Here is a 22,639-nt window from a genome sequence, read left to right on the forward strand (position 1 = left end):
TCATGCGTGCTTTGATTGTGCTGGTGTCAGTTTCCTTGTCGGTGCTGCTGACGGCGTGCAGTAACCCACGTCAGGAAGTCACCGTGCAGCTGGCCAACGATGTGCTACTGCCGGCCCATCAGCAGTGGCGCGACAGCAATGCTGCCCTGGTAGACGCGGTGGAGGCGTACTGCGCGGCCCCACAGGCATCCGTGGATGATCTGGAAACCGCGTTTTATCAGGCCCAGTCCCGGTGGTCGCACCTGCAACCGTTAATGGTCGGGCCGTTATCCGAAGGCAACCGCAGCTGGCAGGTTCAGTTCTGGCCGGACAAACGCAACATGGTGGTTCGCCAGACGGAATCGTTGCTGGACGAGACGGATTCGTTGACCGGTGAGCAGCTGGAGAAGGCCAGCGTGGTGGTGCAGGGGCTGACGGCGTTTGAGTATGTGCTGTTTGATCAATCGGTCGCCCTGGCGGAGAAGCATGACCGCTACTGCCCGCTGCTCACCGGCATTGCCCGCCACCAGCTGGCGCTGTCCGAGTCGGTGCTGGCGCTGTGGAATGAGCCGGGCGGCATGCTGGCGCAGTTGCGCGACTTCCCCAATGAGCGTTACGCCACGGCGGATGAAGGCCTGGCGGCGATTCTGCGCACGCAGATCACCGGGGTGGATGTGCTGAAGAAAAAACTGGGCACCCCCATGGGGCGGCTGAATCAGGGCGTGGCGCAGCCTTACCAGGCGGAAGCGTGGCGTAGCCGGCAGTCCATTGAAAACCTGCAGGCGTCGTTGCAGGGCGCGCAGGCGGTATGGGAGCGGGTGCGTTCGTTGGTGAGCGATGCGGCCCTGGTGAAAGACATCGACCAGGCCTATGCGGATGTGGCCAACCAGCTTGCGGCCTTGCCTGCGCCGTTGATGGAACTGGTGCAGGAGCCGACAGACAGCGAGACGCTGACGACGCTCTATGCCGCGCTGGATAATCTGGAAAACCGTCAGCAAACGGAGTTGGCTCGCAATCTCAATATCCAGATTGGTTTTAACGCCAACGACGGCGACTAGAGTTGCGAGTTAAAAGTTAAAAGTTAAAAAAAGCGCGGGAGGGTGTGTCGATAATTCAACGTCGTGCCCGCGCTTCATTGCGATGCCATAGCGGGTTTGCGGAGAGCGTTATGCCACTAACACGACGGAAGTTGCTGGGGGCTGGTGCGGCGATGGCCGGCCTGGCCGCGTTGGGTGGCTGGTCACTGTGGACCGGCACGGCGGGTGAATCACCCCTGCTGCTTTCTGCGCGCAACGATGACGACGGTCAGCACTATGCCGTGGGTTACTACCTGAACGGCAAACGGGCGTTTGCCACGCCGGTGCCCGAGCGCTGCCACGCGGTGGCCCGCCATCCGTTTCTGCCGGTGGCGTTGTATGTGGGGCGCCGCCCGGCCCGGGAAAGTTACTTGATTGACCTGCGCGATGGCCGACTGCTGCAAACCCTGCACAGTCAGCCGGATCGGCACTTCTATGGCCATGCCGTATTCCATGCCCGCGGCGAGTGGCTATACAGCACCGAAAACGATACCCGCGAACCGGGGCGCGGTGTGCTGGGGCGGTACCGGCTGGATCGCGCTGCTTTGCAGCTAGTCCATGACGGCGAGGCGACCACCCACGGTGTCGGTCCCCACGAGCTGGCCTGGATGCCGGACGGCGAATCCCTGGTGATCGGTAATGGAGGGATTCGTACCGAAGGCGGCAGCCGTGAGGAAATGAACCTGGACGCCATGGCGCCCAGCCTGGTGATCATGAGCCGCCATGGCGAATTGATCAGCAAGGAAACCCTGGCCGACGCTCAAAGCAGCATCCGCCACCTGGATGTGGCTGCCGATGGCACCGTGATTACCGGCCAGCAGTACCATGGCCCGGCCTACAACAGTGTGCCGTTGCTGGCGATCAAGCGGCCCGGGGAAGCCTATCAACCGTTCCCGGTCAGCCGGGCGCAACTGGCGATGATGGATCAATACACGGCCAGCATTGCCATTCACAGCGAGCAGCGGCAAGTGGCCATGACCGCGCCACGGGGAAACCGTTTCTTTATCTGGGATCTGGATAGCGGTGACACGCTGCTGGATGCGCCCATGTCTGACTGTGCCGGTGTTGGCGCGGTGCCGGGCGGTTTTGCGGTGACCTCGGGGCAGGGCAAATGCCGCTACTACGATAGCCGCACCGCAGAGGTACAAAGCCAGTGGCTGGAACTGCCGGGGGGGTGGTGGGATAACCACCTGTGGCTGAGTTAAGGCGTGCATCCTGCCGCTTAACCAACGTCGTTTGCATCGCGGTGGGACCACCGCTCTCACCAGTCAGGGGACGTCGGCTTTTCGGTAGGAGCGCCTCTTGAGGCGCGAACCTCAGAGCGAGAAACCGGCAATGCGTTTAAGCCCGGAAAGCCGGGCTTAAACGTTATCGTTTTTCAATATCTGCCATGCGGGTGTCAGTCGTGCCAGTTGGACACCTTGCCGGAGCACACCCAGTCCTTGGAGCCTTTTACCACACCAATGGAGTTGTAGCTGTAGCGGCCATTGGCATTGTGGGTAGACCAGCTTTTGGTGTTGCCCGCGCCGATGCCGGAAGCGCCGCAATCCTCGGAACCGTTCTTGCGCTCGTTGCAGAAGCGGGCATAGATGCGGTGGCTGCAGGTGTTGCGGTAGGTAATGATGAAGTTGTCCTTGCTGTATTCACTCCATTTGGTTTTGTGCACCACCATGCAGGGGCCACCGCTACTGTTGCGGGCATCCCAGCAGGTGTCGTCGTCGACGCTGGAATAATAATCAGCGGCAGCAAACTGTGAGGCGAATAGTGCGGCAATGCCAATGGTCCATTTCATGATTTTCCCTTGTTCCCTTCGTTATCGACATCATCGATTCAGTCGACGACCCCGTCACAATAATTGTAGGAAGCTGGTAAAAATCCGCCTCACCCATATGGGGTATATCGGTATGGAACCTGTTGTAAAAGTGTCAGCGTCCAGCCGCTCAGGGAGCTGCGGTGGGATTAGCTGTGGTCGTTCAGGCATTGTCCGTGATCGCTCAGCACCTCAATCACCCGGCATTCGCCCGGTTGCCCTTGCTCGCATTCACTAATCATCCGGTCCAGCTCATTGCGCAGGGCGGTCAGTGCGCTGATGCGGTTTTGTACGGCGTCCCGGTGACGGCGGGCGATATCATCAGCGCAACCATGCTGTTCGCTCATGGTTAACAGTTCACGAATGTCTTCCAGTGTGAACCCCAGTTCCCGGCTGTGACGAATAAACTGCAGCCGTTCCCGATGGTTGCGGTGGTAGCGCCGTTGGCCGCCTTCACTGCGGGCGGGTTCGGGCATCAGGCCAATTTTTTCGTAATAGCGGATGGTCTCCACCTTGCAACCGGTGGCGCTGCTGAGGGTGCCGATGGAAAAAAGGGTAGACATGATGACCTCATCACAAAGGGAAAATCGGACTTGAACCTGTAGTCACTATAGCTTTTTAAATGGGGCCAAGGTGAAACAGAATCAAGGAGCAGGGCGATGCAGGAGAGACAGCGACGGGCGTTTGACGCCGCCATGGAAGCGGCACGGTGTGCCTATGCCAGGCAGGACTGGAGCCGGGCGTTCGCGCAACTGGAGCGGGCGCATATTCTGGGGCAGCGACGGGTTGGCGCCCATACCCTGAGCCACTGGTGGATGTTGAAAGTGGGCTGGCAACGCCGCGAGGCGCGGGAAATCCGCGGGCAGGTGCTGCGCCTGTTGGCCGCGCTGGTGATGTCGCGGTTATGGGTGCCCGTCGGCAATACCGGCGGCGCCAATGTGAACCCGCTGCAGCCCATGCCGATTCCCGATGCGCTGCGCGACGTGATGGAGGAACGATGATGCATGATCACTCTTCACATGCGCCACATTCACATACCCACGGTCACGGTGATGAGGACCGGGCCATCGGAATGGCGTTCTGGCTGAATTTCACCTTCACCATCATCGAATTTGTCGGTGGGCTGATGGTGAATTCGGTGGCGATTCTGTCCGATGCGGTACACGACCTGGGCGATACCCTGGCCATCGGCATGGGGTGGGTGCTGGGCAAAGTCAGCCGCAAACAGGCGGACCAGCGATTCAGCTATGGCTACCAGCGGTTGTCAGTGCTGGCTGCGTTGCTCAATGCACTGGTGCTGATTGCCGGGTCGATCTTCGTGATCAGCGAAGCCATTCCCCGCCTGTGGGCACCGGAAATGCCCAATGCCACCGGCATGCTGGCGTTGGCCATTCTCGGGGTGACGGTAAACGGTATTGGTGCCTGGCGGTTACTGCGCCAGTCCTCGTTGAATGCCAGTGTGATTCGCTGGCATCTGCTGGAGGATGTGCTGGGCTGGGTGGCCGTGCTGGTGGTGTCGCTGGTGCTGATGGTCTGGGAAATCCCGATTCTCGATCCCATTCTGTCCATCGGTTTCACCCTGTTCATTCTGTTCAATGTGGCGCGCAATGTGTGGGCATCGTTGAAAGTCTTCCTGCAAGCGGTGCCTGGCGAGATAGATACCGAGGCCCTGGTTGCTGCACTGCAGGCACCGGAAGCGGTGGCTGAGGTGCACCATGTGCATGTGTGGAGCCTGGACGGTCAGCAGCATGTGTTCAGCGCCCATATCAAGTTGGGCTGTGAGCCGCCCATGGAGCAAGTGCGGGGATTGAAAGCCCGCTTCAGTGCGCTGGTGAAGGAATACGGTTTTGCCCATTCCACCATCGAACTGGAATGGCCGGACGAGGTGTGCCGTAACCTGGAGCAGAGTGGTGAAAGGAGTGGATGATGGGGTGTTGTGATCACCAGATAGTGGAAAACCCGGCCCCGGCTTACCAGCGAGTGCTATGGATCGTATTGGCCATTAATGCGGTGATGTTTGTGGTGGAGGCGACATCGGGGGTGCTGGCGGATTCTCGGGCGTTGCAGGCCGATGCACTGGATTTCCTGGGCGATACCGCCACCTATGGGTTAACCCTCTGGGCGCTGGGGCAGTCGATGGCCTGGCGGGTACGTGCCGCGCGCATTAAAGGGGTGTCGTTATTGGTAATGGGCGTGATCGTGCTGTCGAACAGCGTTTGGGCGCTGTTGCAGGGCAGTGCGCCACAGGGTGGGCTGATGATGGGGGTGGCCAGTGTGGCGCTGGCGGCCAATGTGATCAGTGCGTTATTGCTACTGCGTCACCGTCAGGGGGATGCCAATATCCGTTCCGCCTGGTTGTGTTCGCGCAACGATGCGCTGGCCAATCTGGCGGTGCTGATGTCTGGCAGCCTGGTGTTCTGGTTGGACAGTCGTTGGCCGGACCTGCTGGTGGCCGTGGCGATTGCCGGCCTGTTCACCCACAGTGCTATCTCGATTCTGCGTCAGGCCGGCAGCGAATCGGCGATGAAGGATCGATGCGAGGGTTGAGTGTGCGATGGGGCTTGGCGGTGAGTGAGCAGGGCGGTACGCTGCATGGCCGTATTGGCGGCGAAGCTGCCAGCCTCCACGGCTTTTCCCTCTGCCATCACGATTGAGACCTATGGATTTCAAACAGGAAGACCTGACCGCTCTGGTCGAACGCACCATGCCGTTTGGTAAATATGCCGGGCGGGTGCTGATTGATCTCCCTGAGCCTTATCTGCTGTGGTTCACCAAAAAAGGCTTTCCGAAGGGCGAGTTGGGGCGGCTGATGGCGCTGGCTTTGATGCTGAAAATGGACGGCACGGAAAACCTGCTGGAACCGTTGCGTAAATAGGCTGTATCCGCTGAATCAAGCAGGTATCCTGAGGTCATTGCCATGTTCAGGAGCCAGCTGTGCCGTTACTCGATGTTGTTGCCAATAATGTGTGGGCGTATTCGGTTCCCCATAGTTTTATGGGGCTACATGTGGGCGCCCGCATGACAGTGGTCAAATTGTCTGCTGGCGGTTTGCTGCTGCATTCCCCGGTGCCGGTGGATGAGCCTCTGGCCCAGGAGCTGGCGGCGTTGGGCGAGGTGACCCACATTGTTTGCCCCAATCTTTTTCACCATGTTTTTGCCGCCGATGTGAAGCAGCGCTACCCGCAGGCGGTGCTGCACGGGCCGGCGAAGCTGGCGAGCAAGCGCAAGGATCTGTCGCTGGATGCGGTACTGTCGGAAACACCACATCCGGACTGGGGCGATGACTTTGAGCTGGTCTTTATTGAAGGCTCCATGTTGCACGAGACGGTGTTCTACCATCAGGCCAGCAAAACCCTGATTGCGGCGGACTTGATTGAAAACTTTCATCAATGCGACCACGGTTTCACCCGCTGGTATTTGAAGCTGGGCGGTTTGTGGAAAGTCCCGGGCTGGCATCCGGTACTGCGCCTGGTGTACCTGAATCGTCGCAAGGCCCGCGCCAGCGTTACCCGTATTCTGGAGTGGCCTTTCGAAAAACTCAGTCTGGCCCACGGTGAGGTGATCACCGACAACGCCCGCAACCAGGTCCGTCATGGGATGGAGTGGTTGTTCTAGAGGCGAGTTAGCGTGACGGTAAGGGCTTTCTACGAAGCCGCTGTAGGAGCGTCGCTGGCGGCGCGACCTTGCGAAGCAAGGCAATCGACCACAGGGCGAGCAGGCCTTCCAGTACTCGACAGGTTTTGCTTGCCGGCAAATACGACCTTTTGAATCGCGCCGCCAGCGACGCTCCTATGGCCCTTGGCTGGCCCCGCCCGCCCCCTCCATATTTCTTGCAACTTTTCCCGCTATATTCCCCAACCATCATTACTGGTTTGTGGAATTGCCCATGTCCCGCTGGATTCGCCGTTATCCGAAAACGGCTCTTTCGTTTGTCATTCTGATTGTGTGCCTGCTGCTTGTGGGCTGGCGCTGGGGATTCGCGTCGGCGCCAGCGATTCAGTGGAAAACGGCCACGGTGGAGCGTGGCGATGTGGAAGAGCTGGTCACCGCGCTGGGCACCCTGGAACCGGGGGATTATGTGGACGTGGGGGCGCAGGTCTCCGGCCAGCTGACGCAGCTGCACGTGGATGTGGGTGACAGCGTTGAGCAGGGCCAGTTGCTGGCGGAAATTGATGCGTCGGTACAGCAGACACAGGTCGATGCAGGGTTGGCGGAACTGGAAGCCCTGCGTGCCCAGCGGGAACAGCAGCAGGCGGAGCTGGAGCTGGCCGAGTTGCAGTATCAGCGTCAGCAGCGGCTGCGAGAGGCCAATGCCACCAGTGATGATGCCTTCCAGAGTGCCCGTTCAACGCTGGCCATTACCCGTGCCCAGATCAAGGTACTGAAAGCCCAGATCCGCCAGAAGCAGGCCAGCGTGGAAGGCGACCAGGCCAACCTGGGGTACGCAAAAATCTATGCGCCACGCAGTGGAACCGTGGTCAGCCTGGAGGCCCGTGAAGGGCAGACTCTTAACGCCAACCAAACCACCCCCACGCTGATGCGTATCGCAGATCTGACCACCATGACCATTTCCACTCAGGTGTCCGAGGCCGATGTGGATAGCCTCTCTGCGGGGATGCCGGTGTACTTCAATACCCTGGGCAATGGTGATGTGCGTTATGACAGTACCCTGCGCCAGGTGCTGCCCACCCCGGAAGTGGTGAACAACGTGGTGCTGTACACCGCTGAATTCGATATCGATAACCCGCAAGGCCGACTGATGTCCGGCATGACCGCCCAGGTATTCTTCGTGGTGGATTCGGCCAGGGATGTTCTGCATGTGCCCGTGGCCGCAGTGACGCGTGGCGGTCGCGGTCAATGGCAGGTGCAAAGACTGGGCCGCGAAGGCAAGCCACAAAACCAGCCGGTAACAGCAGGCATCAGCAACCGGGTACGCACGGTGATTCAAGATGGCCTGCAGGAAGGTGACACCGTGGTGTTGGGGCAGGCGCAGGCCAGCCCGGCAGGTGAGGCCGAAAAAGGCGGGCGCCGTCGCGGTGGGCTGTTCTGATGGCGTTGATCGAACTGACGGGCATCCGCAAGCGCTACCCGGCTGGTGAGCAGGATGTGGAGGTGTTGCACGGCATTGATCTGTCCATCGAGGCCGGGGAATTCGTTGCCATCATGGGCAGCTCCGGCTCCGGTAAATCTACCCTGATGCATATTCTGGGGTGCCTGGATCAACCCAGCGACGGTGCTTATCACTTTGCCGGGCGGGCGGTGACCGACATGGACCACGAGCAACTGGCCTGGCTGCGCCGGGAGATGTTCGGTTTCGTGTTTCAGAGTTATCACCTGATAGGCACTGCCAGTGCATGGGAAAATGTGGCCTTGCCGGCCATTTATGCGGGGCTGCCCCGGGATGATCGCAAGCAACGGGCGCAGGCCCTGCTCAGTGATCTGGGGCTGCACGACAAACTGGAAAACCGCCCCAACCAATTATCCGGTGGCCAGCAGCAGCGGGTGTCCATTGCCCGTGCCTTGATGAATGGCGGCAAGGTGATTCTCGCCGATGAGCCCACCGGCGCGCTGGACAGTGTCAGTGGCGAGGCGGTGATGGGTCAGCTCAAGGCGCTGGCGGAACAGGGCCACACGGTGATCGTGATTACCCACGATGGGTTGGTGGCCGAGCACGCGGACCGGATAGTGGAAATCCGCGACGGTAACGTGATTGATGATCGTCGTCGTCGCCCGCACCGGGTAGAAGCGGCCCATTCGGTGCCGGAACCGCCACAGGAAAGCCGCTTTCCTGACCTGGGTGAAGTGCTGGAATCGGTGGTAATGGCGTTGCGCTCATTGCACGCCAACTGGCTGCGCACTTTGCTTACCTTGCTTGGCATCGTGATTGGTGTGGGGTCGGTGGTGGTGATGCTGGCCATTGGTCAGGGCGCCAAGGAAGACGTGGTGGCGCGCATTGGCGAGCGTGGCGTGAACCTGCTGGTGATCCGGCCGGACCGGGGTCAGCAGCGTGTTGCCGACGGAGTGATCGCCACCCTGGTGCCGGAGGATGCCGAAGCCCTGAAAGCCCTGCCCAATATTCGCGTTGCCGTGCCGGAAATTTCCGGCAGCGTGACGGCCCGGGCCAACGGCAAGGACATTTCTACCAGCGTGCAGGCAGTGAGTGCCGATTACCCCAGCTTGCGCGACTGGCAGCCGGTGCAAGGGGTGTATTTCAACAGCAGTGATGAAGCCAGCTACGCGCCGGTGGCGGTGATTGGGCAGACAGTGAAAGACAACCTGTTCCCGGACAGTGATCCTTTGGGCCAGTTTTTGTTGCTCGACAGCATCCCGTTTCAGGTTATCGGCGTGATGGGTCGCCAGGGTGCCACCGACTGGGGAGACGATCAGGACGATGTGGTGTTCGTGCCCTTGTCGACCGGCACCCTGCGGTTGTTCGGCCAGAATTATCTGCGTTCCATCACCCTGGCAGTGGATGACGTTGCCGCCATCGATGAGACCGAAACCGCGGCGGTTAACCTGTTGACCCAGCGTCACGGCAAGGAGGATGTGCGGGTTTTCAATATGGCGTCCTTGCTGGACATGGTCTCGGAAACCCAGAACACCCTGACGTTGCTGTTGGGCTCCATCGCGGCGATTTCATTATTGGTGGGGGGGATCGGGGTGATGAACATCATGCTGGTGAGTGTTACCGAGCGCATTCACGAAATCGGTATCCGCATGGCCACCGGCGCTCGTCAGCGCAATATCCTGCAGCAGTTTCTTACCGAAGCGGTGGTGGTGTCTGCGCTGGGCGGAGTGATCGGTGTGGTGATTGGGCTTTTGGTGGGCTGGCTGCTGGACGCTTTCGGCATGGCCATTGTGTTCTCGGTACCGGTGATGGTGGCCGCGTTTGTTTGTGCCGCCGGCATCGGCCTGTTGTTTGGCTTTGCCCCCGCGTTGAAGGCCGCACGTCTGAATCCTGTGGAGGCACTCAGTAATGACTAGGGAACCTCTGAATAACTCCTTGCGTACTCAGTCTTTCAGGCTGGTTCGCAATCTAGGCGCGCTTTTGAAGGTGTATGTCCATCCATCGAAAAAGCGCAACAACGAGTGCGGGCCAGCCTGGAAGACCCGAAGGGCGAGGCCTGAAGCGCACATCTGCGGCGCCTTGCCTCTCGGAAAGGGAACCACCCTGACCATCGAGCCAAGACGTAACAGCTGCACGCTTCAGACCACGCTGAGCATGCAAGGAGTTATTCAGAGGTTCCCTAAGGCAATAAACAGGCTGGCATGGGTGACCGTTTTTGTTCTGCTATCCGGCTGCGCCATGCGGTCCGGGCTGGACGCGCCGGAACAAAGCATGCCGGCACAATGGCTTAACCAGCAGCAGGCCAGCGAAGCCATGGTGCATCACCCGCAATGGTGGCAGCAGTTCAACAGTGAGGAACTGAATCAATTGGTGGACCAGGCGCTGGCGGCCAACACGGATTTACTGGCGGCGACGGCGCGGGTCGAGCAGGCGGATGCGCAACTCAGCCAGGCTGGTTCGGCCCTGTTCCCGACCCTGGGATTGGGCGCCGGGGGCAGCCGCAGTGGTGTGTTCGGCGAAAGCGGTAGCAGTGAAAGCTACAACGCCTCCGTGAGTGCCAGCTACGAGCTGGACCTGTGGGGGCAGCTTCGCAATAGCCGTGATGTGGCGCGGGCCTCCCTGCTGGCCAGCCAGTTCAGTCGCGATACCGTGCAGCTCACCGTGATTGCCAGTGTGGTGAATACCTATCTGCAGGTGCTGTATCTGCAGGACAACCTGGCGCTGTCGGAAGAAAATCTGGCGCTGGCCCAACAAGTGCTGGATGTGGTGCAGGCCAAGGTAGAGAACGGTGCCGTCTCCCCTCAGGATCTGGCCCAGCAGAAAACCGTGGTTGCCAATGTGAAAGCGCAGCTACCGTCCTTGCGTCACCAGTTACGGCAAAGCCGTTATGCGCTGGCGGTATTGGTGGGAGAAATGCCGCAAGCATTCCAGGTGAGCGGCGGCACCCTGAGCAATCTGCAGCTGCCGGAGATCCAGGCCGGTTTGCCGGATCAGGTGCTGGCCCAGCGCCCGGATATTGCCCAGGTCCAGGCCAGTCTGATGGCCGCGGATTATACGGTGGCCGCCGCCCGGGCGGACTACTGGCCGTCCATTACCCTCACCGGCAGTGGCGGTTATGCCAGCAGCGCCCTGTCCTCGTTGTTCAATGGCGATGCGGTGTACAGCCTGGGCGTGTCGTTGGCGCAAACCCTGTTTGATGGCGGCGCCCGCAATGCGCGGATCGATCAGAGCAAGGCCGCCTGGCAAGAACAGGTGGCCAGTTATACCGGCACCTTGCTGGTGGCCCTGCAGGAAGTGGAGCAATCGTTGAGTAATGTGCAGGGACTGGCGGAGCAGCAGCAGTATCGTGAAGAGGCATACCAGCAAGCCGAGGAAGCCTATCGGGTGGCGCAGGTGCGTTATCAGGAAGGCGAAACCGAGCTCACCGACGTGCTCAGCGCGCAAAGCAGCTTTAACAGTGCGCGCCAGAACAGCCTGGATCTGATCTACAACCAGTATCAGTCGCGCATCACCCTGTACCGGGTATTGGGTGAAGGAGGCACGGCGTCTGCGGAATCCTGAAGTGGCATTGGTTTGCCGCGTCATCTGTTAACCGACACAATACGGCGATCGACTCCAGCCTGCCAGGTCGCCCGTGCTGCCGCTTGTCTATCATCCCGAATACAGTTTCCCGTTTCCCGGCGAGCACCGTTTCCCCATGGAAAAGTTCGCTCGGCTGCATGACCATCTGCGCAGTAGAGGGATTGCCTGTGGCGATAATGAATTTCGCCCCGGCCGTGCCAAGGCTGCACTGTTAAGTCGGGTTCACTGCCCGCAATACGTATCGGCGATGGTGAACGGCACCGTGGAAGCCAAGGCGTTGCGGCGCATGGGGTTGCCCTGGAGCGAAGCTTTGATGAGACGCTCTTGCATTGCCCCCATGGGCACCTTGATGACGGCCCAGCTGGCACTGCAGCAGGGTATTGCCTGCCATCTGGCTGGCGGCACCCATCACGCCCATTACGATTTCGGTTCCGGTTTCTGCATCTTCAATGATCAGGCGTTTGCGGTGCGCCAGTTACTGGACCGGGGCGTGGTGAAAAAAGCACTGATGTTTGATTGTGATGTGCATCAGGGCGATGGCACGGCTGCCATGCTGGCTGATGAAACTCGGGCTTTTACCTGCTCCATTCATTGTGAGAAAAACTTTCCGGTGCGCAAGATGAAAAGCGATCTGGATGTGGGGTTGCCGTTGGGCATGACGGATCAGGATTATCTGGATACGGTGTTTGAGACGCTGGATCAATTGCTGGATCTGGTGCAGCCGGATCTGGTTTTTTATGACGCCGGCGTGGATATCTTTCAGCACGATCCATTGGGGCGCCTGCATATTACCGAGCAGGGTATCGCCGATCGCGACCGGGGTGTCCTTGCCCGCTGTCGTCAGCGCAATGTTCCTGTGGCCACGGTGATCGGGGGCGGCTACGATGATGATCGTGACGCGCTGGCGCAGCGCCATGCAATCGTTGTTGAAGCTGCGTCTGAAGTACATTCCTTTGTGTAGGAGCGTCGCTGGCGGCGCGAAACAGCAGCCGCGAGTTGCGAGAAACGAGTCTCGAAAAGCAAAGTCTTAAAGAACGGAAGTTTCAGATTTTCGTAACTCGTAACTCGCAACTCGTATTTCGAATTTGCTATTTCGCGCCGCCAGCGACGCTCCTGTATCAGAGCCTGGAGGTTATTGCATGTCCAAAGCCTTGTTGATCATGGCCCATGGCAGCCGCAGTGAAACGGCCAACGACGAGTTTCGTGCGCTGGTGGACACCGTGGCGGAATCTGCCCACGCCGCCGGGCAGGAATACGTGGCCGTGTTGCCCTGTTTTCTCGAGTTGGCGACACCCTCTTTGATCGAAGCGATCCAACAGCTGGAGCATCAGCCGGTGAAAACCGTGCAGCTTTACCCGTTGTTCTTTAACAAGGGCAAGCACGTGGGCAAGGATATTCCGGCACAGATTGAAGAGGCCCGCGAGCGGTTTCCGGATCTGGATATCGAATTGATGCGTTATTTCGGCAGTGCCGCCGGGCTCGCACCGCTGGTGGTGCAGCATCTTCAGGAACAGGAAAACTGACCCGGACCCGGCTGTCATGGAAAGCACGCTTCAACGGATTTTTACCAGCGAGTCCTGCCGGGTACTGGCGACCCTGATTCGTCTGCTGGGGGATTTCGACCTGGCAGAAGATGCCTTGCAGGAAGCGTTTGTCGCTGCCCTGAGGCAATGGCCGGAAGACGGCGTGCCAGACAACCCCCGTGCCTGGCTGGTCTCTGCGGGGCGCTTCAAGGCCATCGATCAGTTACGCCGCCGTGCCCGTTACGACGCGCTATTGCGTGAGCAGGCGGATCACCTTGCCGCCCAGGCGACGGTGGAAATGGAGATTGAGAATGCCGCCATCGAGGATGACCGGCTGCGCCTGATCTTCACCTGTTGCCACCCGGGGCTGGCGCCGCAAGCACAGGTGGCGCTGACATTACGGGAAGTGTGTGGACTCACCACGGAAGCCATCGCCCGTGCCTTTCTCAGCAAACCCGCCACTGTGGCCCAGCGCATTGTCCGCGCCAAGGGCAAGATTCGCGATGCGAAGATTCCCTACGAGGTGCCGGAAGGCGCGGCATTGGCGGAGCGTCTGCAATCGGTCCTGCAGGTGATCTATCTGGTGTTCAACGAGGGCTATCTGGCGTCGTCCGGCGAGCAGGCCCTGCGTCATGATCTCAGTGAGGAAGCCATTCGTCTGGCGGAGCTGGTGCTGGCCTTGCTGGCGGAACGTACCGACCAGCCGGACCCCGAATGCCAGGGCCTGCTGGCGCTGATGCTGCTTCACCATGCCCGTCGGGCGACGCGCACGGATGCGCAAGGCGAGCTGGTGTTACTGGAAAACCAGCAGCGCAGCCTCTGGGACCGGCAGGAAATCCAGCGCGCGGATCAACTGGTGCGCCAGGCCTTGCTGTCACGGCGCTTCGGGCCTTATACCCTGCAGGCCGCCATTGCGGCAGTGCATGCACAGTCACCCAGCAGTGCCGAGACTGACTGGCAGGAAATCGTCGGGCTCTATGATCTGTTGATGCAGCATATGCCGACGCCCATTGTGGCGCTTAACCGGGCGGCGGCGCTGGCCATGCGTGATGGCCCGGAGGCCGGCTTGCAGGCACTGGAGCCGCTGATGGAGAACAAGGCCCTGAAAGGGTATCACCTGGCCCATGCCGCACTGGCAGATATGCACCGGCAGTTGGGCCATCAGGACGCGGCGGCTCAGGCCTACACGCAAGCGTTGGCATTGGCGACGCAACCAGCAGAAAAACGCTTTCTGCAACAACGGCTTGCTGACCTTTCCGGGTAGCGGTTTTATTCGCGGACAGTGGCATCTTGAAATAAACAGGGGCGTTGTCGAAAGCGGGGTTTCAGGTTCGACTACTGTGAAAGCGACCCATAAAGGAGTTGAACATGAGCATTGAAACAACCATTCAGGACCTTACTCGCCGTTGGCTGAAAGGCGCAGCCGATAATGATATCGAAGCGATCATGGCCCTCTATCATGCCGATATTCGTTCATTCGATGCGATTCTGGCTATTCAGGTGTCCGGCGAGAAAGCGTATCGGGCGCATTGGAAAAAGTGCATGGAATCCTGCCCGGCGGAGCCGTTTTTCGAGATGCACGACCTGGTTGTGGAGGCATCCGATTCACTGGCGGTGTCGCACAGCCTGACCCATTGCGGTGCCACTATGGAAGGGGAAAAGCAGGGCGGCTGGATGCGCTGTACGCATGTATGGAAACGTGATGGCGGCCAGTGGAAGATTGTCCACGAACACTTTTCCTGCCCGTTCAATCCGGAGGACATGTCGCTGATTATGACGTGGCAACCGGAGCACACACCGGTACCTTTCAACTAGTGCTAACAGGCCAAAAGGAGAGCACGATGAAATATCTATGTCTGGTGTATTACAACGAAGCGGCGATGCAGGAACGTGGCGATGATCACTGGCAATCGCTTAACCAGGAGTGCCAGTCCTACAGCGGTGGCTTGCAGGAGTCCGGCGTGATGCTGGATGGCTCCGCCCTGCAACCGGTGTCCACGGCGACCACGGTGCGTTTGCGCGACGGGCAGGTGAGTGTCACCGATGGCCCCTTTGCGGAAACCAAGGAGCAGCTGGCGGGCTTTTACCTGATCGACGCCAATGACCTGAACGATGCGATCCGTGTGGCCAGCCGTATTCCGCCGGCACGCTACGGCAGCATCGAGGTGCGGCCGGTGCGCGATATCTACGGCGAGTCGTCGGATGCCGTGCCTTATGCGGACGCGGTATCGGAAAACGAGAAGGTGACGGACTAAAGCGTTTTTGAAAACGCCCGTCACCCCTGATTTTCTGTGGGAAGTGATGCTTGCATCACGAATAACGTCGGGGGGGCGGTCCTTTCGCGATGCAAGCATCGCTTCCCACAGCCTGCCTGTCTTTTTTCAGAGGCTCCCTAAAACTTTGGGGGGCTCAACAGGCGCCATCTCGGTAGTGTTAACAGGTCCTAATCAAAGGTCTTCGCGAACACCAAACCGCCCCACAGCACATTGCGGTCACCCACGCCTTCTTTCAGTTCGGAGGTGTGGCCGCGCAGGACATAGCTGAGCCGATAGCCGTCGCTGAAGGCATAGGTGTAACCCAGCCAGGCTTCGGCGACGCCATGGTTCACTTCGTCGCTGTCGTAGCGCACGTCGCTGTCCCGGAACTGGCCCTGCAGAAATGCATTGTAGGCGCGGCCGACCAGAGCGATGCCACCCCACACATAGTGCTCGTTATCCTCACTGGTGGCGGTGGTGTTGTTGCGCTCGCCGTAGCGGGTCAGCTCCGGGTTGCTCTGCCACCAGGGACTGCGCAGGCGTCCGGCGCGAAAGCTCAGGCTCCAGCGTGCTTCGGTGAGGTAACCCACGGAGCCTTCCACGGTGCTTTTCACTTCCAGATTGTCGCTGGAAATGGGCAGGCTCTTCTGCCGTGCCACCGCGTAGCGAGCGGTGGGTTCGCCGCCATCGCTGATCTGGTGATCCCAGCCTTCCGCTTGTTCACTGCCGACGACCTTGTGCACACCATTCTGAATGTTGCCGGCCAGATCCAGCCCCAGGGCGCCCAGTGTCAGGGTGCTGTGCCAGGCCACCTGGTCGTCGGGATTCACCTGCACGCGGCTGCTGGAAAGGTAGATCATGCTGGCGTAGGGACGGTCGTCGTACAGGGGCTCGGGCCGCTCTTTCTGTTCCGGGGTGAAGCCGAAAATGCCCGCTTCAAAACTGTGGCCGCGAACCCGGCTCCCGGACAAGCTATTGAGGCCCAGGGCGGTATCGATCCAGCCCAGCGGGGTATCCAGGGAAAGCAGAAAATCCCGTGCCCGGGTGCCGGTGGCGGCCATGCTGAGGCCGTAGGTGTAATCCTGATCACGGGTGCCCGGCACCAGCATGTCGTTATCCAGGGTCAGTGCCCAGCTACCGGTTTCGCGCTCCTGCTGCGGTTGAGGGCGGGATTGGCGTGGGCGCATTTCGGCGAATCCGGGGTCCCCGGCCCGGGCCAGCGGCGAGGCGGTGTCGGACAGGGACGCGGCAGCGGTCAGTCCCGGGCTCGCCAGCATGATGATCGCCAGTAAGCTGGCGACCCGGAAACCGGGGGAAGGAAAAAGGCTGTCGCGTGTGTTCTCTGTCATGGCTCCGTATCCGTCTCACTCCGGAAGCGCGCAAGTGGCTCGCCGGAACTGCAATTCTGTGACGCGTACGGTATGCCCCGCACGCGCATGGTCGGTATCGCGTTGCTGGGCGGTTGTTGCCTGTTTCTACAGAGAGTTGTTGTTCTGCCAGCGGCAGCGGCGCCATTGTCGAGCCGCTGAGTGTTCAATAGGACTAGGATCACCGATGACTGTTCGATGAAACAGTGCGACAGCGTTGGCCATTTAATCGAATTTTTCGATTTATTCGGAACGCGCCCTTATCCGCGGATGACAAGATACCCATCACTGCCGTCTTCTTCGGTCATTGAGCTTCGTTACCCAGGCGGCGTAGCCTCAGTGACATATTCATGAGCTGACGCTCAACAGACAGTGATGATAAGGAGAGCACGGTGGCAGAAGCATATATCGTAGCGGCGGTGCGTACCGCTGGTGGCAAGAAGAACGGTCGGCTGAGCAAGGTACACCCGGCAGATATGGGCGGCCGCGTTATTGATGCAGTGGTCGAGCGCACCGGGGTGGCGCCGGAAAAAATCGACGACGTGATTTTTGGTTGTGTGAGCCAGATCGGCCCGCAGACCTTCAACGTGGCGCGGACCTCTATCATGAGCTCCTGCCTGCCGGAGTCCGTACCGGGCGTCACTATTGACCGTCAGTGCGGCTCCTCCCAGCAGGCAATCCACTTTGCCGCCCAGGCGGTGATGAGTGGCACCCAGGACCTGGTGATTGCCGGCGGGGTGGAATCCATGAGCCAGGTGCCGATCGGTTCTCCGGTGATGGCCGTCAAGGAAATGGGCAACCCGTTTACCGGTGAAATCAGCAAGCGCTACCCGGGCGAAACGTTCAGCCAGTTCCATGGTGCTGAGCGCATGGCGGAGAAATACGGGGTAAGCAAGGCGGAGCTGGATCAGTTCGCCTACGACTCTCACAAACGTGGGGCGGCGGCGACCGAAGCGGGCCGCTTCAAGGATGAAATCATTCCGGTGCCGGTGACCCTGGAAGACGGCTCCCAGGAAGAGCATCTGGTCGATGAAGGAATTCGCTGGGAAGCGGAGCTGGATGCCATCAAGGCACTGCAGCCGCTGCAGGAAGGGGGCCATATCAGCGCCGCCAACGCCAGCCAGATTACCGACGGCGCCTCGGCGGTGATGATCGCCAGCGAAAAGGCGGTCAAGGAACTGGGCCTGACGCCGCTGGCGCGTATTCACGCCATGGCGGTGGTGGGTTCTGACCCGACCATGGTGCTGGAAGGTCCGATCCCGGCCACCGAGAAAGTGCTCAAGCAGGCCGGCATGACCATGGCGGATATCGACCTGTACGAAGTCAACGAAGCGTTCGGTTCCGTGCCGCTGGCCTGGATGAAGGCGGTGGGTGCAGACTACGAAAAACTGAACGTGAACGGTGGCGCCCAGGCGCTGGGCCACCCGCTGGGGGCCACCGGTTCCAAGCTGATGGGTACGCTGGTGTATGAGCTGAAACGCCGCGGTGGCAAGTACGGTCTGCTGGCCATCTGTGAAGGCCTGGGAACCGCTAACGCGACCATTATCGAAGTGCTGTAAAAGTTGTCGATGAAAGTGAAAAGTGCAAAGTGAAAACGCGGAGGGGCGTGTGGCCGCCCACCTGAAATTCAGCTCCGTGCCTTCGCGTTTTTCAGCTTGAAAAAATCCGCCCTGGCTTTCCGGGGCGGCTTTTTTGTGCGCACGGTTTTATCTGCAGGAGCCATGCCTGCACGGCGAAGGATTCAGTCACGAGTCACGAGTTTCGAGGAGCGAAGTTCAGAACCGGAAGCCCTCTCTTCAGATCTTGGGTTTTGCCTTTCGCAACTCGTCACTCGTATCTCGATACGGTTTCCTCGACCGGGGCAGGGCCGCTTGCAGACAGTCCTCCATGTGCGCAGGAGGATGTTATTGCCAGCGAATCAACTGAGCCTTTCCACCAGCCAGACCCCGGCCAGTACCATGATGGCCACCGACCCCACCGGCACAAAGACGCGCTTGTACAGCGCCGTATCCCGCGCCAGATAAGCCAGCGGCACAAACAGCAACACGATGGCGATCTGCCCCAGCTCCACGCCGATATTGAAGCCCAGCAGCGGCAACACAATGCCGTCCCCCATCAGCCCCAGATCCGCCAGCACTGACGCAAACCCCAGCCCGTGAACCAGGCCGAAGACGAAGGCCATGATCCAGCGTTTCGGGAACAGCCCGGGCAGCAGATTGGCGGCGGCGCCGAGCGCGACGGTGAGGGCGATGGCGGACTCCACCAGCCACGCGGGCAGGGTAATGATGCCCAGCGTGGCCAGCGCCAGGGTCAGCGAATGGGTGACAGTAAAGGCGGTGACGATGGCCAGGGTCTGGGTCAGGGCGCCACGCATGGTGGGTGCCGGCTGCCAGCTGCCCCGTTGCCACACCAGCACGGCGGGAAACAGCAGGGTGAGCAGGAACAGGATGTGGTCGTAGCCGATCAGGATGTGGTGGATGCCCTGATGCACAAACCCCTGAAAGGCCTGCCATTGCCCTGCGCCACTGGTATCGAGCTGGTGGCGACGTTGGTTGTCGCTGAACGTCACCGCCAGTTCGACGCCGTCGTGGTTCGACCTGAGCAAGCCGTGGTGGCTGGGGTCCCGGTCGAACAGGAAGCGGTAATGAACGCCCAGTTGTGACGGTGCGGCGGGGCAGGTGCCCTGAAAATGCAGGGCGGCGTAGGTGCCGTCCACATGGTCATTGGCCTGCAAACCGGTGAGCGTGAGCGGGCAGGGTTGGGCTGTTTCCCCTTGCCCCGTCTGCACGGTGAGCATGGGCAGAATTTGCTGCGCCAGTTCGGGTTGGCGGTTACGCAGCTCGCCCCAGGTGATGTTGCCATCGTTGTTGCTGTCGAGGTCGATCACCAGTTGCAGGTCGCGTAGGGCGATATCCCAGCGACCGGTAATTTGCGGGCTGCTGGAGGTGCTGTTCAGGGTCAGGTAGCTGTCGCTGGGTTTATGGGCAAACGCCGGGGCGCAGGCGAGAAGCAGCATCAGTATCAGGCAATGCTTCATGGTTGGGCCTCCGGCCAGTGCGCTTGGAGGGCGGCATCATGGACGCCGTGGGTGTCGATGAAGTCCCGTGCGGTGGCCTGGGCATCGGCGTTGTCGGCGGCGGTGGCCGCGGCGAGCAACAGGCGCAGGTCGGTGAGCTCCTTTTGCTGCTGCCAGTTGTCCCGGGCCACGGCAAGGGCCTCGGTGGGCGACGGGTCGACCTGCAGCAGGTAGCGGGCATGCTCACGTTGATGCACGGTGCGGCCAGCGAATTCAGCCGCGTCAAGCCGTTGCTGGTAGGCCTGTTGCCACTGCCCGGCCTGCGGGTGCTGGCTGCGCTGGCCGGCGATGGCCAGGCGCAGCAGGGCATTGTCCCGGTCCTGCCAGTTCTTCAGATCCGCAATCACGGCGTCGGGGTGACCTTGTTGCAACCACAGGTCGTTTTGCAGGTAGCGCAAATAGGCATTCTGTGGGGCGAGTGCCAGGGCGGCATCCAGGGCCTGTTGCGCCCGTTCCGGTTCGCCCTGCTGAATGGCCATTTCGGCAATCAGGGTCTGCAACCAGACGCTCTGGGTGGTGTCGCTAACCAGTGGACTATCGGCCAGCGACTGCAGGGTGGCGTAGGCGCGCTGATGCTGGTCCGTCATGGCTTGCACACTGGCCTGACATAACACCACCGTCGTCGGTGGCAGGCTGTTGGCCGCGTTGCCACAGGCTTGCCGGGCGGCATCGAACTGGCCCTGAACCCGCTCGATGTTGGCCAGCATCAGCCAGCCCTGGCCCTGATTGGGGTGCTGTTCCAGTAATCGCGTCAGGCGGGTACGGGCCCGGGTGAACTGGTGGCGTTGTTGCTCGATGTCCGCCCACAGCAGGCTCACCGCCGGGGGCGGTGGCTGGGAAAAGGAGGCCAGGGTGCGTTGTGCATAGCCGAGAAAACGCGGGTCGCCCTGCTGGCGACCGTAATCAATCTGGGCGCGGGCCAGACGCAGTGCATCGGCCTCGTTTTGTGGTGGGCTGGCGGGTGTCAGGGCCCGTTGGGAGTCCGACAAGGTGGCCAGCACCGTGTTGTTATTGTCCGGGGTGTAGGGGGCTGCCCCGGTCGTGCTGACCAGTAGCCCCCCGCAGAGAATCAACAGTAAGGCCGCCGGAAACCGGCGGCCTGTTTGGGGGTTAATCCAGGACACTGTTATAGGCATCCTCGTTGCTGTTGGTCTGGTTCCGGAAGCGCAGGTTGTTCACGCTAACCGGGTCGGTGGTGTCACTGGTGGCGGCCAGCTGGGTTTTCACAAAGACCGTGTAGTCCACCGTGGCTTGTGCACGGGGCGGTGGCGGATCGTTGTCATCGTCACCGCCGCAGGCCACAAGCCCGAGGGTCGCCAGCGAAACCGTGGTTGCCAGTAATAAACGCATGATGTCCTCCTGTGATGGGGCGCGGTTACGGCGCGGCGGCCACGTTGTCGGCACCGGGCAGCGGCGTGTTCAGGTACGGAAAGGTGGTCAGGTAGGCGGCCGGGTCGGGCAGGGCGCCGTCATTGACGATGGCACCACCGTTGACCTGACTGTCCTGGGTGCCGCAATTACCGATTTCACCACCGGGATCGGCTCCGTTTACATCGGCCCCGCAGAGGAAGCCTTCGGCGGCGGTGAGGGCAATGTCGACCACGTCATCCACAGGGCGACGGCCATTGGGGAAGCCGGCAAAGTCACCCCCAGCAACACCGAGGTCGACCTGGGCGCCCGCGGCGGTGGCCGGGATGCCGGTATTCAGGCGCAGCATTTCACTGGCGGTTACGGTGGGCAGCTGGGTGACACCGGGGACGCCGGTGAGGAACACAGTGACCAGATCGTTACGCGGGGTTTCCGGGGCGGGCACGCTGAACAGCACATTCACCAGGGCGGGCAGGCTCGGGTTAGTCACATAGGTGGCGAACTGGCCGTCGTCCTTGGGTTCACTGGCGTTGAAGCGGTCCTTGTCGGGCAGGCCGATGACTACCTCGTTCACCAGGGGCGAGCCGAGACGGGATACCTGGGTATAGGCGCCGCCTTTCACGGCCGGGCCTTTGGCGTCCGCGCTGGCGGTGGTGCTGGAGCCCTGCGGCGCGGGGTTGATGACACTGGCCTGACGAACGCTGGCGGTGGTCCAGCCACCGATAACGGTGTTGTCGCCGGTCAGGCAGTCCGCCGGGACTTCCAGAGCCAGGCTGGTGACGTTCTTGTCGCCGATGGTGTTGCTGCGTGAATCACGGGCGCCCAGTGGGTCGAGCGCCACCAGGTCGAACACTTCGCCGAGATTCACCACAAAGCCTTCCTGGCGCTGGCCAACGAACACTTTGCCCGGCATCGGGCAGTCGGGGAGTGTGACGTCGTAAATGAAGCTGTCGGCGTAGGTGGCGTAATCGTTGATTGATTTTGTGCCAATGTTGTCCACCGGTTTGGCAAAGGTGTCGTCACCACTGCCGGCGTGGGTGATGTTTTGAACGTTGCCGGTGCGGCGATCGCCGGTGATCATTTTTACGGTGTAACTTTCCAGCACGTTCTGGGCGCTGGTGTCGTTGGCGGTGATGGCGCCGATGTTGATCAACGGTACCGGCACGTCTGTGCCGCCCACATTGACCGTGGCGTTTTTGCGTTCCGTATTGAATTGGAACTGGAAGGTGATGTCTTCCATGGCGTTGCCGTCATTATCAATATGGATTTCGTAAATGGCGTCATCGTCCAGGGAAAAATAATTGGGACCGCCATAGGCATCCTGCAGGGGCAGGTAGTTGGCGATCAGGGTCACATACCCGTCACGGCCGGACTCATAGCTGTTGAACATATAGAAGTCCGTGCCATCGACTTTGGGCATGCCGGTGATGAACGGGGCCTCGCGGTGGCTGGATGCCAGCGCAGTGCTGCTGGCCAGCAGCGCGGCGGCGGTGCAGACCGCAGGCAAGAGAACAGGGCGGCGTAACATACGAACA

23 protein-coding genes are annotated in these 22,639 nt (G+C 60.6%); 16 read left to right on the plus strand and 7 right to left on the minus strand.

The features are described from left to right. Nucleotides 1-2: 2 nt before the first annotated feature. A complete protein-coding gene (locus F1529_RS02265) occupies nt 3-1,037 on the plus strand; it encodes an imelysin family protein (RefSeq protein ID WP_155131795.1) in 1,035 nt (344 codons plus the stop codon). A 110-nt stretch (nt 1,038-1,147) separates the two neighbouring features. Next, entirely contained in the window at nt 1,148-2,260 is a 1,113-nt protein-coding gene (locus F1529_RS02270) for a DUF1513 domain-containing protein (protein ID WP_155131798.1), read from the plus strand. A 194-nt stretch (nt 2,261-2,454) separates the two neighbouring features. Here F1529_RS02270 and F1529_RS02275 read toward each other — a convergent pair whose 3' ends face one another. Continuing rightward, nucleotides 2,455-2,847: a hypothetical protein gene (locus F1529_RS02275; RefSeq protein ID WP_007148686.1), complete on the minus strand. Its 393-nt coding sequence runs from the start codon at nt 2,845-2,847 to the stop codon at nt 2,455-2,457. A gap of 167 nt (nt 2,848-3,014) precedes the next feature. Continuing rightward, nucleotides 3,015-3,428: a helix-turn-helix domain-containing protein gene (locus F1529_RS02280; protein ID WP_155131800.1), complete on the minus strand. Its 414-nt coding sequence runs from the start codon at nt 3,426-3,428 to the stop codon at nt 3,015-3,017. Between the two features lie 96 nt (nt 3,429-3,524). On the opposite strand from F1529_RS02280, the gene F1529_RS02285 reads away from it, so the two are divergent. From F1529_RS02285 to F1529_RS02345, 13 genes are all read left to right on the plus strand, one after another. Then, on the plus strand, nt 3,525-3,866 hold the full coding sequence (locus F1529_RS02285) for a DUF3703 domain-containing protein (RefSeq protein WP_155131803.1): 342 nt from the start codon (nt 3,525-3,527) through the stop codon (nt 3,864-3,866). Next, complete coding sequence (locus F1529_RS02290) at nt 3,866-4,792, plus strand: cation diffusion facilitator family transporter (RefSeq protein ID WP_370457068.1); 927 nt, start codon at nt 3,866-3,868, stop codon at nt 4,790-4,792. The genes F1529_RS02285 and F1529_RS02290 overlap by 1 nt, the downstream gene beginning before the upstream one ends. Beyond that, nucleotides 4,792-5,412: a cation diffusion facilitator family transporter gene (locus F1529_RS02295; protein ID WP_196220353.1), complete on the plus strand. Its 621-nt coding sequence runs from the start codon at nt 4,792-4,794 to the stop codon at nt 5,410-5,412. Before F1529_RS02290 ends, F1529_RS02295 begins: the two co-directional genes overlap by 1 nt. Before the next feature lie 112 nt (nt 5,413-5,524). Continuing rightward, nucleotides 5,525-5,740, plus strand: a complete 216-nt coding sequence (locus F1529_RS02300; RefSeq protein ID WP_007149068.1) for a DUF3820 family protein — start codon at nt 5,525-5,527, stop codon at nt 5,738-5,740. 59 nt (nt 5,741-5,799) lie between these two features. Continuing rightward, nucleotides 5,800-6,480: a DUF4336 domain-containing protein gene (locus F1529_RS02305; RefSeq protein ID WP_299125151.1), complete on the plus strand. Its 681-nt coding sequence runs from the start codon at nt 5,800-5,802 to the stop codon at nt 6,478-6,480. Nucleotides 6,481-6,751: 271 nt separating this feature from the next. Then, on the plus strand, nt 6,752-7,915 hold the full coding sequence (locus F1529_RS02310) for an efflux RND transporter periplasmic adaptor subunit (protein WP_155131809.1): 1,164 nt from the start codon (nt 6,752-6,754) through the stop codon (nt 7,913-7,915). Then, nucleotides 7,915-9,849 (plus strand): MacB family efflux pump subunit, encoded by a 1,935-nt coding sequence (locus F1529_RS02315; RefSeq protein WP_155131813.1) that lies wholly within the window; start codon nt 7,915-7,917, stop codon nt 9,847-9,849. The genes F1529_RS02310 and F1529_RS02315 overlap by 1 nt, the downstream gene beginning before the upstream one ends. A gap of 289 nt (nt 9,850-10,138) precedes the next feature. Then, entirely contained in the window at nt 10,139-11,494 is a 1,356-nt protein-coding gene (locus F1529_RS02320) for an efflux transporter outer membrane subunit (RefSeq protein WP_370456934.1), read from the plus strand. A 136-nt stretch (nt 11,495-11,630) separates the two neighbouring features. Then, on the plus strand, nt 11,631-12,476 hold the full coding sequence (locus F1529_RS02325; protein WP_230457690.1) for a histone deacetylase: 846 nt from the start codon (nt 11,631-11,633) through the stop codon (nt 12,474-12,476). Between the two features lie 178 nt (nt 12,477-12,654). Then, entirely contained in the window at nt 12,655-13,038 is a 384-nt protein-coding gene (locus F1529_RS02330; RefSeq protein ID WP_007149158.1) for a sirohydrochlorin chelatase, read from the plus strand. A gap of 16 nt (nt 13,039-13,054) precedes the next feature. Beyond that, nucleotides 13,055-14,302, plus strand: a complete 1,248-nt coding sequence (locus tag F1529_RS02335; protein WP_155131819.1) for an RNA polymerase sigma factor — start codon at nt 13,055-13,057, stop codon at nt 14,300-14,302. A 104-nt stretch (nt 14,303-14,406) separates the two neighbouring features. Beyond that, entirely contained in the window at nt 14,407-14,853 is a 447-nt protein-coding gene (locus F1529_RS02340; protein WP_155131822.1) for a nuclear transport factor 2 family protein, read from the plus strand. 26 nt (nt 14,854-14,879) lie between these two features. Further along, entirely contained in the window at nt 14,880-15,293 is a 414-nt protein-coding gene (locus F1529_RS02345) for a YciI family protein (protein ID WP_063520082.1), read from the plus strand. 188 nt (nt 15,294-15,481) lie between these two features. Here the strand turns inward: F1529_RS02345 and F1529_RS02350 are convergent, their stop codons facing one another. Further along, nucleotides 15,482-16,642: a lipid A deacylase LpxR family protein gene (locus F1529_RS02350; protein ID WP_155131825.1), complete on the minus strand. Its 1,161-nt coding sequence runs from the start codon at nt 16,640-16,642 to the stop codon at nt 15,482-15,484. Between the two features lie 410 nt (nt 16,643-17,052). Here F1529_RS02350 and F1529_RS02355 point away from each other — a divergent pair, with 410 nt between their 5' ends. After that, complete coding sequence (locus tag F1529_RS02355) at nt 17,053-18,219, plus strand: acetyl-CoA C-acetyltransferase (protein WP_007148333.1); 1,167 nt, start codon at nt 17,053-17,055, stop codon at nt 18,217-18,219. Nucleotides 18,220-18,578: 359 nt separating this feature from the next. On the opposite strand, the gene F1529_RS02360 is transcribed toward F1529_RS02355, so the two are convergent. The 4 genes from F1529_RS02360 to F1529_RS02375 are packed head-to-tail and all read right to left on the minus strand — an operon-like array spanning nt 18,579 to nt 22,632. Beyond that, a complete protein-coding gene (locus tag F1529_RS02360; protein ID WP_155131828.1) occupies nt 18,579-19,697 on the minus strand; it encodes a HupE/UreJ family protein in 1,119 nt (372 codons plus the stop codon). Continuing rightward, a complete protein-coding gene (locus F1529_RS02365) occupies nt 19,694-20,860 on the minus strand; it encodes a tetratricopeptide repeat protein (RefSeq protein ID WP_196220354.1) in 1,167 nt (388 codons plus the stop codon). Before F1529_RS02365 ends, F1529_RS02360 begins: the two co-directional genes overlap by 4 nt. Then, complete coding sequence (locus tag F1529_RS02370) at nt 20,847-21,086, minus strand: hypothetical protein (RefSeq protein WP_007149977.1); 240 nt, start codon at nt 21,084-21,086, stop codon at nt 20,847-20,849. Before F1529_RS02370 ends, F1529_RS02365 begins: the two co-directional genes overlap by 14 nt. Before the next feature lie 25 nt (nt 21,087-21,111). After that, nucleotides 21,112-22,632 (minus strand): DUF4331 domain-containing protein, encoded by a 1,521-nt coding sequence (locus F1529_RS02375; RefSeq protein WP_155131834.1) that lies wholly within the window; start codon nt 22,630-22,632, stop codon nt 21,112-21,114. Nucleotides 22,633-22,639 lie beyond the last annotated feature (7 nt).

The organism is Alcanivorax sp. VBW004, from assembly GCF_009718865.1.
Lineage (GTDB): Bacteria > Pseudomonadota > Gammaproteobacteria > Pseudomonadales > Alcanivoracaceae > Alcanivorax.

Coding starts and splice junctions, on each gene's coding strand:
- F1529_RS02330 (WP_007149158.1), top strand. CDS start 12,655: ATGTCCAAAGCCTTGTTGATCATGGCCCATGGCAGCCGCAGTGAAACG.
- F1529_RS02275 (WP_007148686.1), bottom strand. CDS start 2,847: ATGAAATGGACCATTGGCATTGCCGCACTATTCGCCTCACAGTTTGCT.
- F1529_RS02350 (WP_155131825.1), bottom strand. CDS start 16,642: ATGACAGAGAACACACGCGACAGCCTTTTTCCTTCCCCCGGTTTCCGG.
- F1529_RS02270 (WP_155131798.1), top strand. CDS start 1,148: ATGCCACTAACACGACGGAAGTTGCTGGGGGCTGGTGCGGCGATGGCC.
- F1529_RS02310 (WP_155131809.1), top strand. CDS start 6,752: ATGTCCCGCTGGATTCGCCGTTATCCGAAAACGGCTCTTTCGTTTGTC.
- F1529_RS02280 (WP_155131800.1), bottom strand. CDS start 3,428: ATGTCTACCCTTTTTTCCATCGGCACCCTCAGCAGCGCCACCGGTTGC.
- F1529_RS02370 (WP_007149977.1), bottom strand. CDS start 21,086: ATGCGTTTATTACTGGCAACCACGGTTTCGCTGGCGACCCTCGGGCTT.
- F1529_RS02335 (WP_155131819.1), top strand. CDS start 13,055: ATGGAAAGCACGCTTCAACGGATTTTTACCAGCGAGTCCTGCCGGGTA.
- F1529_RS02290 (WP_370457068.1), top strand. CDS start 3,866: ATGCATGATCACTCTTCACATGCGCCACATTCACATACCCACGGTCAC.
- F1529_RS02340 (WP_155131822.1), top strand. CDS start 14,407: ATGAGCATTGAAACAACCATTCAGGACCTTACTCGCCGTTGGCTGAAA.
- F1529_RS02345 (WP_063520082.1), top strand. CDS start 14,880: ATGAAATATCTATGTCTGGTGTATTACAACGAAGCGGCGATGCAGGAA.
- F1529_RS02325 (WP_230457690.1), top strand. CDS start 11,631: ATGGAAAAGTTCGCTCGGCTGCATGACCATCTGCGCAGTAGAGGGATT.
- F1529_RS02300 (WP_007149068.1), top strand. CDS start 5,525: ATGGATTTCAAACAGGAAGACCTGACCGCTCTGGTCGAACGCACCATG.
- F1529_RS02375 (WP_155131834.1), bottom strand. CDS start 22,632: ATGTTACGCCGCCCTGTTCTCTTGCCTGCGGTCTGCACCGCCGCCGCG.
- F1529_RS02285 (WP_155131803.1), top strand. CDS start 3,525: ATGCAGGAGAGACAGCGACGGGCGTTTGACGCCGCCATGGAAGCGGCA.
- F1529_RS02315 (WP_155131813.1), top strand. CDS start 7,915: ATGGCGTTGATCGAACTGACGGGCATCCGCAAGCGCTACCCGGCTGGT.
- F1529_RS02265 (WP_155131795.1), top strand. CDS start 3: ATGCGTGCTTTGATTGTGCTGGTGTCAGTTTCCTTGTCGGTGCTGCTG.
- F1529_RS02360 (WP_155131828.1), bottom strand. CDS start 19,697: ATGAAGCATTGCCTGATACTGATGCTGCTTCTCGCCTGCGCCCCGGCG.
- F1529_RS02295 (WP_196220353.1), top strand. CDS start 4,792: ATGGGGTGTTGTGATCACCAGATAGTGGAAAACCCGGCCCCGGCTTAC.